The sequence below is a fragment of the Granulicella sibirica genome (assembly GCF_004115155.1).
Classification (GTDB): domain Bacteria; phylum Acidobacteriota; class Terriglobia; order Terriglobales; family Acidobacteriaceae; genus Edaphobacter; species Edaphobacter sibiricus.
In genome coordinates this window covers 583662-596969 of sequence record NZ_RDSM01000002.1, presented here as the reverse complement: position 1 = coordinate 596969, position 13308 = coordinate 583662, and the positions used below count along the sequence as shown (strand labels likewise).

7 protein-coding genes are annotated in these 13308 nt (G+C 60.5%); 5 read left to right on the top strand and 2 right to left on the bottom strand.

Features of this window, described 5'->3' with window-relative positions; all coding sequences use genetic code 11:
* Positions 1-25: 25 nt before the first annotated feature.
* Positions 26-3580: a trifunctional glycoside hydrolase family 18/polysaccharide deacetylase/glycosyltransferase family 2 protein gene (locus tag GRAN_RS13405; RefSeq protein WP_128913525.1), complete on the top strand. Its 3555-nt coding sequence runs from the start codon at positions 26-28 to the stop codon at positions 3578-3580.
* Positions 3581-3649: 69 nt separating this feature from the next.
* Positions 3650-5263: an L-glutamate gamma-semialdehyde dehydrogenase gene (gene pruA / locus GRAN_RS13400; protein WP_128913524.1), complete on the top strand. Its 1614-nt coding sequence runs from the start codon at positions 3650-3652 to the stop codon at positions 5261-5263.
* Between the two features lie 7 nt (positions 5264-5270).
* Here pruA and GRAN_RS13395 read toward each other — a convergent pair whose 3' ends face one another.
* Positions 5271-5990, bottom strand: coding sequence for a response regulator transcription factor (locus GRAN_RS13395; protein ID WP_338323436.1), 720 nt, complete (start codon positions 5988-5990; stop codon positions 5271-5273).
* A 180-nt stretch (positions 5991-6170) separates the two neighbouring features.
* On the opposite strand from GRAN_RS13395, the gene GRAN_RS13390 reads away from it, so the two are divergent.
* Genes GRAN_RS13390 through GRAN_RS13380 form a run of 3 tightly spaced genes read left to right on the top strand, consistent with a single transcriptional unit; the run spans position 6171 to position 9806 of the window.
* The gene (locus tag GRAN_RS13390) at positions 6171-7817 is read left to right on the top strand and encodes an NAD(P)/FAD-dependent oxidoreductase (RefSeq protein ID WP_128913523.1); all 1647 of its coding nucleotides are present in this window, start codon (positions 6171-6173) and stop codon (positions 7815-7817) included.
* 10 nt (positions 7818-7827) lie between these two features.
* Positions 7828-9348, top strand: a complete 1521-nt coding sequence (locus GRAN_RS26710) for an ATP-binding protein (RefSeq protein WP_128913522.1) — start codon at positions 7828-7830, stop codon at positions 9346-9348.
* Positions 9349-9386: 38 nt separating this feature from the next.
* The gene (locus GRAN_RS13380; RefSeq protein ID WP_128913521.1) at positions 9387-9806 is read left to right on the top strand and encodes a VOC family protein; all 420 of its coding nucleotides are present in this window, start codon (positions 9387-9389) and stop codon (positions 9804-9806) included.
* 28 nt (positions 9807-9834) lie between these two features.
* On the opposite strand, the gene GRAN_RS13375 is transcribed toward GRAN_RS13380, so the two are convergent.
* Positions 9835-13233, bottom strand: coding sequence for a protease pro-enzyme activation domain-containing protein (locus GRAN_RS13375; protein WP_161570969.1), 3399 nt, complete (start codon positions 13231-13233; stop codon positions 9835-9837).
* Positions 13234-13308 lie beyond the last annotated feature (75 nt).

Here is a 13308-nt window from a genome sequence, read left to right as displayed (position 1 = left end):
GGCCTAGCGGGCCAACGATTAACTCATGAGTAAGCCAGTCTTTTACGATCCGCAGCGCAAACGCTGGAAGCGCCTGCGCCGCATCTTCGATGTCGTCGCCCTCGCCGGTCTCCTGCTGGGCGTGCTCTTTGTCATCGGTCTTGCGCGAATGAAGCCCTTGCCCGAGCTTTTGCTGCAAAGCCAGAAGCGCAACTTCCGCGCGCTGCAAAGCGAGCCCGTACCTGCCGTCAAACCCGGACAGAAGCTCACGCGCTCTGCCCACCGGCGCACCTCGCTCAAGCCGTCCGACGTTCCCTTGAACAGCGGTGAAGGTCTGCGCGCCGCCTATTACGTCGACTGGGACGCCGCGAGCTACTCCTCGCTCAAGCAGCACATCAAGCAGATCGATCTTCTCTTTCCCGAGTGGCTTCACGTCGTCACCCCCGACGGCAGCCTGACCGCCTACACTCCGAACGATAATCGTGCCTATCCGGTGATCGACAATGCTGGAGTCCATTCGGTGGACGCCGAAGACAAGGTCGCCCATGTTATCGCCTCCGAGGGGGTCGATACCGAAGTCTTCCCGCTGGTCAACAACTACAACCCGAGCACGGGCCTCTTCATGCCCGGCGTCGGCGATTTCCTGAACAACCCCACCTCGCGCGCCAACTTCATCCGCCAGGTCGATGCCTTCCTCGGCGCCAACAACCGATATCGCGGCCTCTCGATCGACTTCGAAGAGATCCCCGAAAACGCGCAACCAGGCTACAACGCGTTTGTGCAGGAGCTTTACCGGGACTTTCATCCAAAGCACCTCCGGCTGTACCTCAAGACGCCCATCGGCGACATGGACTACAACCTGAAGCTCCTTGCCGATAACTCCGATGGTCTCTTGCTTATGAACTACGACCAGCACATGACATCCACGGCGTCCGGCCCCATCGCAGCGCAGGACTGGTTCGTCGATAACCTGACGAATGCTCTCAAGGTTGTGCCCAAAGAGAAGATCATCTGCGACCTCGGCAGCTATGGCTACGACTGGACCGTCCAGCTTCCGACTCCGCCCGGCATGCTGAAGCGCGGTCAGAAGCCGCCGTCGACACCGCCCGAGAAGGTACTGGGAGTTCGCTATATCTCAACGCAGAACGCGTGGCAGGCGGCGTTCGACTCCGAAGCCAACGTGGCCCTCGATTCTGATTCGCTCAACGCGCACTTTGCCTACGACGACGTCGATGGCCACGTCCGGCACCAGATATGGTTTCTCGACGCCGTCACCGTGCTAAACCAGATGCGCGCGGCCCGCGCCCTCGGTATCCAGACCTACGCTCTGTGGCATCTCGGCTCGGAAGATAACTCGCTCTGGAAGATCTGGGACTCGCCAGGCCACAGCGATCCCGTCACCGCTCTGGCCGACGTCGAACCCGGCTACGAAGTCGATACCGAAGGTGAGGGAGACATCCTTCGCGTGACGCGCAAGCCGCAGGATGGCAGGCGCACCGTTACCCTCGATGACGATGATGCGGTGAAGCCTGATTTCAAGAGCATCACTGCCGAGACAATGACGGTCTACCCGCTGTCCTACACGGTCGAGCAGTATGGTTATCAGCCGAAGAAGGTCGCCATCTCGTTCGACGACGGACCTGATCCCGACTGGACGCCGCGCATACTCGACGTGCTGAAGAAGTACAGCGTCAAGGGAACTTTCTTTATGATCGGCGAGATTGCCGGCAACAACGTCGGCATCATGAAGCGTGTGTACGAAGAAGGCCACGAGATCGGCAATCACACCTTCACGCATCCCGACATCAGCGAGATCTCGAAGAGCCAGGTCGACCTGCAGCTCAAACTGACCGAGCGTCTCTTCGCTTCGAAGCTGGGCGTCTATCCGCTGTATTTCCGTCCACCCTACTCCATCGACCAAGAGCCGGACACCAACGATCAGGCTGCGCCGGTCGACCACATTCAGGGACTCGGCTACGTCATCATCGGCAATAAGATCGACACCAACGACTGGGACGAACACCCTCGCAAGAGCCCCCAGGAGATCGCTGACTCCGTCATCGAGCAACTCAGCGACATGGACGCGCACAACGACCGGCGTGGCTCCATCATCCTCATGCACGATGGCGGCGGAGACCGTTCGCCGACCGTCGCTGCCCTTCCCCTGCTCATCACGACGCTGCGCTCGCACGGCTATGAGATTGTCCCCGTCTCGGAGCTTGTCGGCAAGACGCGCGAGGAGGTGATGCCCCCCCTTACTCGGCACCAACTCTGGCAGGCTCGCGTCGATTCCATCGCATTCTTCTTCTACGCATTCTTCAACTATTTCGTCGTCCACGTCTTCTTCATCGGCGATGTGCTCATGAGCGCGCGGCTTATCATCATCGGCCTCTGCGCCATCATCGACCGTGTGCGCAAGCGCAAGGAGTATGCCACAGCGGACTACAACCCGCGCGTCGCCGTCCTGATTCCTGCCTACAACGAAGAGACTGTCATCATCCGGACCATCCGCTCGGTGATGATGTCGAACTACAAGAACATCCGCATCATCGTCATCGACGATGGCTCGACCGACAACACCTGTAACGCCGCGCGCGAAGCCTATCCAAACGACATCGCCTCTGGCCGTCTCACCGTTCTCACCAAGCCCAACGGCGGCAAGGCCGAGGCCCTCAACTTCGCGCTCGAATCGACCGATGAAGAGATCTACATCGGAATCGACGCCGATGGCGTCGTCGCGCATGACGCCATCACGCGGCTCGTTCCACACTTCGCCAATCCGAAGATCGGAGCGGTCGCCGGAAACGCCAAGGTCGGCAACCGAGTTAATCTTTGGACTCGCTGGCAGGCCCTCGAATATATCACCAGCCAGAACTTCGAACGCAGGGCGCTCGATCTCTTCGATGTGGTTATGGTTGTACCCGGCGCCATTGGCGCATGGCGTACGCAGGCCGTCCGCAATGGTGGAGGCTACGCGGTCGATACGGTCGCCGAGGACGCCGACCTCACCATGAACCTCCTCGAGCAGGGCTACTGGGTCACCTATGAAGACCAGGCACTTGCCTTTACCGAAGCCCCTGTCAACATGAACGGCCTGATGCGCCAACGATTCCGCTGGTCGTTCGGCATCCTCCAGGCGATCTGGAAACACAAGGGCGCAATCCGGAACCGCCGTGCAATGGGCCTCTTCGCCCTGCCCAACATTCTGATCTTCCAGATACTTCTACCACTAGTATCGCCATTGATCGATCTTATGTTCGTCGCGGGCGTATTCCACTATCTCGTCGACCGCTACTTCCACCCCGAAACGGCTTCGACATCCAGCTTCTACAAACTCCTGACGTTCTTCCTCGCTTTTCTGATCATTGACTTCACCGCCTCCGCTCTCGCCTTCACGCTCGAGCGCAAACACCCCGCCAGCAAAGGGGATGCATGGCTCCTCTTCCACATCTGGATCCAGCGCTTCAGCTACCGTCAGGTCTTCTCGGTTGTTCTCTTCAAGACGATCAAGCGCGCAATCGATGGCAAGCCGTTTAACTGGGATAAGCTCGCCCGCACCGCCAAGATGTCCAAGGAAACCGAAAAGCTTACGGAAGCCTGACCATGCCAGGTCTTGCGCTTGCCGCTGCACTCAAGCTCCTCATCGCCTCGGAAGGCTAAAATCAAATCGATGGCAACTACCGCGACCACCCACGCCCCCTTTACGAACGAGCCGTTTCTCGACTTCTCCATCTCCGAAGACAAGCAGAGGATGGAGGAAGCTCTCGCGGTGATCGAATCCGATCTCGGCCAGACGTACAACCTCGTTCTCGGCGGCCGCACCATCGCCACCACCTCGCAGGTCGTCTCGACGAATCCCGCACGTCCTTCCCAGGTCATCGGTATCCACGCCAAGGCCGAGGCGAAGCACGTCGACCTGGCCGTCGCCTCCGCGCAGGCCGCCTTCGACTCCTGGTCGCGCGTGCCTATGTCCGAGCGCGCCGATTTCCTCGTCCTTGCTGCCGCCCACATTCGCTCGCACCAGTTCGAGTTCTGCGCCTGGCTTACCTATGAGGTCGGCAAGAACTGGGCCGAGGCTGACGCCGACGTAGGCGAGACCATCGACTTCCTCGAGTTCTACGCGCTCGAAGCCCGCCGTCTTGACGCGGCTAGACCACCCATCCAGCTCCCCGGCGAGCGCAACCGCTTGCGCTATGTCCCTCTCGGTGTCGGAGCAGTCATTCCCCCGTGGAACTTTCCGCTGGCCATCATGGCCGGCATGACCGCCGCGAGCATCGTTACCGGCAATACCGTCGTCCTCAAGCCCTCGCCCGACGCACCCACCATTGCCGCGAAGTTCGTCGCTCTTCTCGAAGAAATCGGCCTCCCTGCGGGTGTGGTCAACCTCTGCGTCGGCGGCCCCGAGTTCGGCTCGGCGCTCGTCGAGCATCCGCAGGTTCGCTTCATCGCCTTTACCGGTTCCAAAGCTGTAGGCCTCCAGATCCACGAACGCGCCGCCAAGACCCAGCCCGGCCAGCACTTCATCAAGCGGACGATCCTTGAACTCGGCGGTAAGGATGGCATCATCGTGGACGCCGACTGCGATCTCGACTTGGCCGTCGAAGGTGTTGCGGTCAGCGCCTTCGGCTTCAGCGGTCAGAAGTGCTCAGCATGCTCCCGCGTCATTGTGGACCAGAGCATCTACAACGTCTTCTGTGACCGCCTTGCCGAGCGCGTCGCCAAGATTGAGTCCGGCGATCCTGCGAAGAACTTCTACGGAGGTCCTGTCATCAACGAGGTCGCCCATAAGCGCGTACTCAACTATCTCTCCGTCGCTGAGACCGAAGGCCGCATACTCACCGGCGGCAACGCGATCAACACACCCGAAGGCGGCTACTTCATCGCCCCAACGGTTGTCGCCGACGTCGCCCCGAACGCGCGCCTCGCCCTGGAAGAGATCTTCGGACCTGTCCTCGCGGTCATCAAGTCGAAGGACTTTGACGATGCCCTGGCTATCGCGAATAACACCGAGTACGGCCTCACCGGAGCCATATACACCAGTTCCCGCGAGAAGCTCGACCGCGCAAGCGAAGAGTTCCAGGTCGGCAATCTCTACCTGAATCGCAAATGCACCGGCGCCATGGTCGGCGCGCATCCCTTTGGCGGCTTCAACATGAGCGGAACAGACTCCAAGGCAGGCGGCCCGGATTATCTCCTGCTCTTCACGCAGGCAAAGTCCATCGCCGAAAAGGTCGGCGTCGGCAACGCCCAGACGGAAAAGCAGGAAGAGCTGATGGGACTCTAGAGAGCCCCTAAGCCGTTTTCATCTCGAGAAGAGTTCCGGCCTTTGCGGCGGCTTCAGCAAGCACGCGATGGTGAATTGTAAACAGTGCGAGCTCGAGCCGGTCAGAAACGCCTGTCTTGTCGTAGACGCTTCTCAGGTAGTTCTTGATCACCTGCTCCTTGGTGCCAAGCTGCAAGGCAATCTCTTTGTTCTTGCACCCCTGCACGATCAGTGCGACGATCTGCAATTCCTTGGGCGTCAGCCGATCGCGTACCCGGGCACCCACGCTGTCTGGTACCTGCAGCGTCGTTACATTGGCACCGTGAATGCAGCGCTGTCCGCGGCCCACACGGCGCGCGCAGTCGATCAGATCTGTCCCCGCGATGCTGCGCGGCACCATCCCGCTGAGCATCTGCATCACGTTGTCGGGAATCTCGGCACCCGTCTCCGCGATCAAGATGGCCCTGCTTCCATTCGTCTTCACATTCTCGAGCAGGGTCACTGGATCGGCCACCATCGTCGCCGCGAACAGAACGACCGAGTTGTGGAACGCTTCGATCGCCGCACGCAGGCGTTCGCCATCCTCGCACTGAGCTACGATCCGCATATCGTCCTCAAGCGACAGCACACGTGCTGCGCCCGCGCGGAAGATGGCCTGGTTGTCTGCGAGTATGATCCGATTCATCGTGACGTAGCTCCCGCCGAGGTAAAGCTCTTGCACCGCGCCTGTAGACACCTCATCGGCCATTCGAGCTTCCGCGTCCAGCGTGTCTCCAAATCGTACAAGGCACTTTTGTGTTGGACGATCCCACCTTAGGTGGAGTCGACGTGCACTGCCGGATATTCTAGGAAAAGCACGCCTTACGCTTTCTGCAACCGAACCACTGTCCACCGTATCCAATAGCTGCACCGGGAGCAACGATTCAGCATGGCAAAACCGATTCTCCTTGCCGTTGACGACGACACCAGCGTTCTCGAGGCCGTCGTCCAGGACCTCCGCCGTAAATACGGCGAGCATTACCGTATCGTGCGCGCCGCTTCCGGAGCCGCCGCTCTCGATATTTGCAAGCAGTTGCAGGAGCGCAAGGACGCCGTCGCTCTTTTTCTGTCCGATCAGCGCATGCCAGGCATGACCGGCGTGGACTTTCTCCAGCAGGCCATGGTGATCTTTCCCGAAGCACGTCGCGTCCTCCTCACCGCGTACGCAGACACTGAAGCAGCCATCCGAGCGATCAACTCCGCCAAGATCCACTACTACCTGAACAAGCCCTGGGATCCTCCAGAAGAGAAACTCTATCCCGTTCTGGACGATCTGCTACAAGCATGGAATCAGGGTTATAAACCCGCCTACGACGGCATCCAGGTGGTCAGCGTCCGCTGGGCGCAGGGCGATCACGTCGTCCGCGACTTCCTTTCGCGAAACCGCATCCCCTTCAAGTGGCTGAATCCTGAGCAAACCCCCGAGGCATTGCCTCTTCTACGTGGAAAGGGCATAGACGACGCCAAGCTGCCCGTCGTCCTGTTCGGCGACGGCACAGCGCTCGTTCAGCCCACGACCATCCAGCTCGCCTCGAAGGTCGGCCTCGCCACCCAGGCTCAGCAGGACTACTATGACGTCGTGATCGTCGGAGCGGGCCCTGCGGGTCTTGCCGCCGGAGTGTATGGAGCATCAGAGGGCCTCAAAACCCTTCTCGTGGATGCATATGCCCCAGGTGGACAAGCCGGATCCAGTTCCCGCATCGAAAATTACCTGGGCTTTCCGGAGGGCCTTTCGGGCGATGAGCTCGCGAAGCGCTCCTGGTTGCAGGCGCAACGCCTCGGCGTCGAGTTCCTCACCCAACGCGTCACCTGCATTCGCTCTGAGAACGGTTACCATATCGCCGTTATGAGCGATGGCCGCGAGATTACATGCCGCGTCTGCATCCTCTCCACCGGCGTCGACTATTGCAAACTCGACATACCCTGCGAGCAGGAGTTCAGCGGAGCCGGCCTTTTCTACGGAGCGGCTCTGACAGAAGCGATCTCCTGTGCCGATGAAGAGGTGTACATTGTGGGCGGCGCCAACTCCGCCGGACAGGCCGCCATGCATTTCTCTCGACACGCCAAACACGTTCGCATGCTCATTCGTGGGGAAGGCCTCGAGCGCAGTATGTCGAAGTACCTGATCGACCAGATCGCGGGACGGCCCAACATCACCGTTGAAACCCATACCGAGTTGCAGGCGCTCAGCGGCAATGGACATCTCGACGCCGTCACCCTCTCAACCCCATCTGGGACAGAAACTCGCCCCGCTACATCCGTGTTCATCTTCATAGGCGCCGAACCAAAGACTGGATGGCTGCCGAAGGAGATCGTGACCGATCAGAAGGGCTTTATTCTCGCCGGGCCAGACCTGAAGGCGAAGGCAAAGAGCGCCTGGAAGCTCGACCGCGACCCATATCTGCTCGAGACAAGTGTTCCCGGCATCTTCGTTGCCGGGGATGTTCGTTATGGTTCGGTCAAACGCTGCGCCTCGGCCGTTGGCGAAGGTTCCATCGCCATCCAGTTCGTCCACCAATATCTCGCAACCCTATAACACTGAGCACATGACCCCCTCCCAACCTCAAACCGAAGCCATCCCGACCGAAACCACGATACCCCAGGTATCGCCGAAGAATCCTCCACTCGACCGCGCCACCCTGCTCTCGTATCTGCAGAAGGTGCCGATCCTTGCCTCCATCTCGGAAGAGGACCTGGATTGCCTCGACGACGTCGAGCGAGTCGAGTACCCGGCCGGGGAAGTGATCGCGAAACAGGGCGAAACGGCTCGTTACTTCTACATTCTCCTCACTGGCAAGGTGGGTATCGCGTACAAACGACCCGATGGCGTCGAATCCAGCATGGCGGTCCTGCCTCCCGGGTCCGCCTTCGGTGAACTCCCACTCCTCGCCAATATCCAGAACCCCTCCACCACCTCTACCCTCGAACCCTCCCTCCTGCTCCGCCTCACCGACGAAGAGTTCTGGCACCTTATGACCGAGTGCCCCGAGGTCCGCAAGGCAATCCTCGGAAATATGGCCTTCCGCCTCCAGAAGATGCAGAGCACTACCGTGCAGCAGGAGAAGATGGCCGCTCTCGGCACTCTTGCCGCAGGCCTCATGCACGAACTTAACAACCCCGGTGCCGCTGCTCGCCGGGCTTCCTCGCAGCTTCGGGAAAACCTTCTCCGGATGCACGAGCTCAGCGCCCGCTTCACCCGCATCGACCTCAAACCAAGCCAGAAGCAGTGCCTTCTCGACCTTCAGTCCCACGTTTTGAGCGCCGCCCCCCTCCAGCTCAACTCCCTCGAGCAGAGCGATGCCGAAGAATCTCTCGCTGAGTGGATGGAAGGTTCGAACATCGAGAACGCCTGGAAGCTCGCCCCCACCCTCGTCTCCGTCGGCATCAACGCCCAGGAGTTGAGCTGCACCCGGGATTCCTTCGACGGCACCACCTTCTCCGACGCCCTCAACTGGGTCGATGCCCTCGCCTCCAGCATGCAGCTCGTCAGCACCATCGAGGAGAGCATCGGCCGCGTCTCCACCCTCGTAACCGCCGTCAAGTCCTACGCCTACGAAGGCAAGGGACAGCGCCAGACGATCAATATTAACGAGAGCCTCTACGCCACACTTGTCATCCTTGGCCACAAGATGCGCGAGAAGCAGGTCACCCTCGAAAAGAGTCTCGACCCTCAGCTTCCGCTGCTCGAATCCTCATGCTCCGGCCTCAACCAGATATGGACGAACATTCTCGACAACGCCATCGACGCCGTTCCCGAGCACGGCCGCATCCGGGTACGCACCTGGGCCGAGAGCGAGCATGACGGCAAGGGAGTTCCGACTCTCTGCGTGACTATCGAGGATGATGGCCCCGGCATCCCCCTCGAAGTCCAGCCACACATCTTCGACCCTTTCTACACCACCAAGCCTGTAGGCGTCGGAACCGGCCTCGGCCTCGGAATCGTCTATCGCATCGTCGAATCCTTTGGTGGTACGATCCGCTTCTCCTCGGTTCCCGGCAACACTACTTTCTTCGTCCGGATCCCCGCCCAGCTACTCGACCAGTCCGAGGTCAAAGCCGCCTCCTGATCCTGCTTGGCAAAGGTAAAATCACGGGGGAGATCAGCATGCCCCTCACCCCGTTTCACATCGCCTTCCCCGTCAACGATCTCGACGCTGCCCGCACATTCTACGGCACCACTCTCGGCTGCCCCGAAGGGCGCAGCTCCGTCGAGTGGATCGACTTCGACTTCTTCGGCCACCAGATCGTCGCCCACCTCTCCCCCAACGCCCCAGGCAAACGCCACGCCAATGCAGTCGACGGCCATGCTGTCCCCGTCCCCCACTTCGGCGTTGTCCTTGAAATGTCCGTCTGGCAGAGCCTGGCAGATCGTGTCCGTGACGCCGGCATCCACTTCGAGATCGAGCCCTACATTCGCTTCAAGGGTGAAGTCGGTGAGCAAGCTACCATGTTCTTTTACGACCCCGCCGGCAACGCCCTCGAATTCAAATCATTCGCCGATATGAGCCAGCTGTTCGCCAAGTAAGCCCTACGAATCATGGCAGGATACCTGGTTAGTTGACCGTCAACGCGATCGTCGCCGGAGACGGAGCTGCAATCCCTGCCACCGTCGTCGTCGCCGTTACTGTGACGGTATAACTGCCCGTCGTCGTCCCAACCGGTGTTGCAGTCGGCGTCGACGTTACCGGAACAGTGCTTCCTCCGCACCCGGACAGCACGCCTGTCACCAGCAGCATAGAAAGCAACGACATCAGGCGTCGCCGCCGAGGTACGAAGGCGAGGCAAAACGCACCGAGCACTGTCCCGGCCAGCGCCCCTGGGAGTCCTCCTCCCACCCTCCACAGTCCAGCACTCGATGTGTGTGCTTGCGCCCTGTGAGGCAAGGTCGTCCCAACCGTCACTGTGACCGAAGTCCCCGCACTCCCGCTCAATGAAACCGAAGTGCTGCTCAGCGAGCAGGTTGGTGGAAAGCTGATGGTAGCCGTCCCGTTATAACTCACGGCGCACGTCAGGTTCACGCCACCGAGAAAGCCGTTTACTCCCTGCACCGTCAAACCGGCAGTGTTATTCGTTGTTGCCCCCGCCGAGACGCTGATCGACGGTGACGCAGGGGTCACCGTAATGGAAGGAGGAGTCGTCAACACCGTCAGCGTGACCGCAGCAGAGGTCGACCCCGCCCACGAAGCGTCGCCCGAATACACCGCTGTGATCATGTCGGTCCCCGCAACCGAAAACTGCTGCGCCAGCGATGTTACCATGACGGACGGCACAGTCGCCGAAGGCAAGCCAAACGGCGCACCGAGAGCAACGCCGTTCGAGAAAAGCTGCACCGTCCCGGTCGGCACCGGATCCGCACCGTTATAAGGCAATGATGTAACCGTCGTCGTGAACGCCGCGTAGCCGCCCATCCCAATGGCCCCGGAAGGAGTCGCAAGTTGAGCAACCGACTGAATCTTCTGGACGGTAAGTGGCAACGGGAATGAGCTTCCGCTGGAATAAATCGAGTCGCCCAGGTATACCGCCCTCACGGTCTCGCTTCCAGAAGCGCTGAAGCCGATCACCGGACTCGTCGCCGTTCCGCCCGAGAGAGGAGCCGTCGCAACGTAAGTCGACGTCGTGGACGTCGTGACGAGAAACCGCACTATTCCGGTCGGTACCGGAGCGCCTGCAGCCTGCACGACCGTGGCGGTGAAAGTTGTCCCACCCCCGATAGGAATCGTCGCCGTCCCCGCCGTGATCGAAACCGAGGGCGTGATGCCGGTCACGGTCAGTTGGATACCCGGAGCCGTCGTTGAGGCGAAGCTGCCGTCCCCTGAATAGACAGCCGTGATCAAAAACCGCCCCGACGCGGTGAAAGGAAGAAACGGAGTCATCGCCACCCCAGAAGACACCGCTACCGGCGATCCAAGAGCATTTCCATCCGCGTAGAACTGCACCGTACCCGTCGCCGAACTCACGCCCGTCCCACTCAGAGTCGCCGTAAAGCTCACGGTCTTTCCGCTCGCGATCACGGGAAAGCTCTCGGTTACCACCATCGTCGTCGCCGTCAACGTGGAGGCTGGAGTCGCCGCTGCATTCAGAAAGTTCGTAATATCGAGCGACCCGAGCCCCGTCGCTTGGTCGTAGCCCGTCGTCAAACCGAAACCCGCAAGCCCACCCGCCAACCCCGTCGGGCTCGGCGTGCTGTTATTGCACATGCTCGGTACAGCCGTTGAGCAGTTCGCGACTCCGCTGCTCGCCTGCGTCGCATCATGAAAGGCATTCGGAGTCGCGGCAGCCACCCGATAAAGTAGAGGGTTCAAGTTCCCCTGCGACACACCCGTCTTCTGGTTCAGCAACGCCGTCACAGCCGCCATCGTTGGAGCCGCCGCCGATGTCCCTGAGAAGTACTCGAAATATCCTTTTGCGCAATCTCCCCCGCCCAGCGCGAAGCAGGCATAGTAGCCATCATGTCCGGCGCCCGGAAAGCTCATATCCGGCACATCGCGGGCTCCATCCGCCGGCACACCCGTCCCCGTCTGCCACGCTGGCTTCGGAACATAGATGCTCGCGCCCCCGCCGCCCGAGGCCGCCACATAGATCGTCGCACCCGTCGAATTTGTCTCCGTCGGCTCATTCCACGCACCCTCCGGAATGTACCCAACCGCCGAAACCATCCCGGTCCCATTCGCTGTCGTCCAGTACTGCGCCGGGTTTGCCGTGTCCGCGAACTCCGTCGCCCCCACGCACGTCGCATACGAACTCACACAGATATAGTTGACGCTCTGAAACTGGTACGCCGGTGGCGTCGAAAACTGGGGATCGCACGTTGCTGCACCCGAATCCGCCGACGACACGAACACCGAGATCCCCTCGCTCGCAGCCTGCGCGAACAACGTGTCCCAAAGGGTCACATTCGATGGCCCGGCATAAACCTCGCACGACCCGAAGCTGATATTCATCACGGGATCTCGCAGTGTTTGCACCTCATACTGCGCCGCGACATAGATCCCGTCAAACCCGCCAGCCGTCCCGCTCACCACTAGGTCCGCCTGCACTCCCGGTGCCGTCCCGATCACGCGATCCACGTCGAGCGTCGCCTCACCCTGGTCGCCTGTACCTGTAATCCCCGGGTCCACACCGTTGGTCGGAATGATCGTGTTCGGCACATTGGAAGCCAGCGCAGTATTCGTCTCGAACTCCGAAATATCAGTTGCCACAACGCGCGACCGCCCGATGATAGCTACCTTCTGCCCGGCACCGGTAAAGCCTGCATTGTACGAAGGCTGTGCGTCGAAGATGATCGAGAAGTCCCCCGGCGTCACGTAATGCAGCCCCGAAGGCGCCGTGAACTCCGGCGAAGGCCCCGATCCAGCCTCGTTCGATGCGCCTGGCATCGGCATCGACTGCATGCGGCTCATGGGCCGTAGAGAGGTCTCCGACAAACCCGAAATCGATCCGATCACTGCGGCAAAGGCCGCCGGGATGGCCGGATCAGAAACCGTTGAAAAGCGCCTCACGCCGTTGATCGCGAAGTAACGAAAGCTCGTCCCGAAAGCATTGCCGACAACGGAGGCAGGCGCGGAGACATGCACAAATATCCGGCTCGGTGTCACGTCCGAAACAGCCATGCCCTGCCCGCTAAGCCACGATGTCACCGCATCGACGTCATGCTGAGTTGGGCCATACAACTCACCCACCTGCTGCGGAGTCAGCCAGTGATGGTAGTTCGCCGACTGAGGATCCTGCTGATCCGCGAGCATCTTGGTGAAAGCCGCCTGGCTCTCTGGAGAACGGCTGAGCAACACGGTGACGCCGAGCACGGTATCCGATGGAACTGCCGCCGCATCATTCGCAGCGACAGCCCAGGATGGAACGTGCCCTGCAAGCCGTCGTGTAACGCTCAGTTCCGGATGAGTTGTGATACGGTTCGCTTGCGCGGTGGGAACGGCCTGAGAAATGTTCTGAGACAAAGCGGCCTGCGCAGAAAAAGCCAGGCAAAGGGCGAGCAGAAGAGGTCGTGCGGGGCTGGCCATGAGATCCATCTG